The sequence below is a fragment of the Myxococcus sp. CA033 genome (assembly GCF_013336625.1).
Classification (GTDB): Bacteria; Myxococcota; Myxococcia; order Myxococcales; family Myxococcaceae; genus Myxococcus; species Myxococcus llanfairpwllgwyngyllgogerychwyrndrobwllllantysiliogogogochensis.
In genome coordinates this window covers 1-515 of record NZ_JABUMU010000086.1, presented here as the reverse complement: position 1 = coordinate 515, position 515 = coordinate 1, and the positions used below count along the sequence as shown (strand labels likewise).

General features: G+C 69.5%; 1 protein-coding gene. It reads right to left on the bottom strand.

The features are described 5' to 3' along the window. Positions 1-451: transposase (locus HUA78_RS45745; protein WP_217442884.1), on the bottom strand; the 451-nt coding region annotated here is incomplete at its 3' end. Between the last annotated feature and the right edge of the window lie 64 nt (positions 452-515).

Below are 515 nucleotides of genomic sequence, written 5' to 3'. Positions count from 1 at the left end.
TGCGGTGCAGCTCCCGCTCGAGCTCCTTCACCCGCTTCTCGGCGGCGGCCAGCCGCTTGCGCTCCTTGGCCGGCAGCGGCTCGCTCGCCGTGCCTGAGAGCGCCCCCGCGGCCGCCTGCTGCCACTCTCGCAGCTGCGCTTCATGCAGCCCCTCTCCACGCAGCAACGCCCCCAACTCCTCGCCTTTGAGCGCCTGGGCCGCCGCCAGCACGCGCAGCTTCTCCTCGGGTGTCCACTTCTTCGGCCCAGCGGGCGGGGCGGACTTCTTCTCGTCGGACGGGGGCGCCATGGCCGCTACCCTATTCGCCGCTCGCAACCACTGCGACAACGTCGGTTGGGACACTCCCACCTGCCGGGCCAGTGTCGAGGCATTCACCGCGCTCGGTCCCACCATCCGCTTCACCATCTGCGCCTTGAATGCGTCTGTGTACGGCACTTCAACCGCCTGCACTCGCCCCCTTCGGGTGGTCAGCTCGGCATCTCAGCCGAGGCGACTTCTTCCCTGACACAGGGGG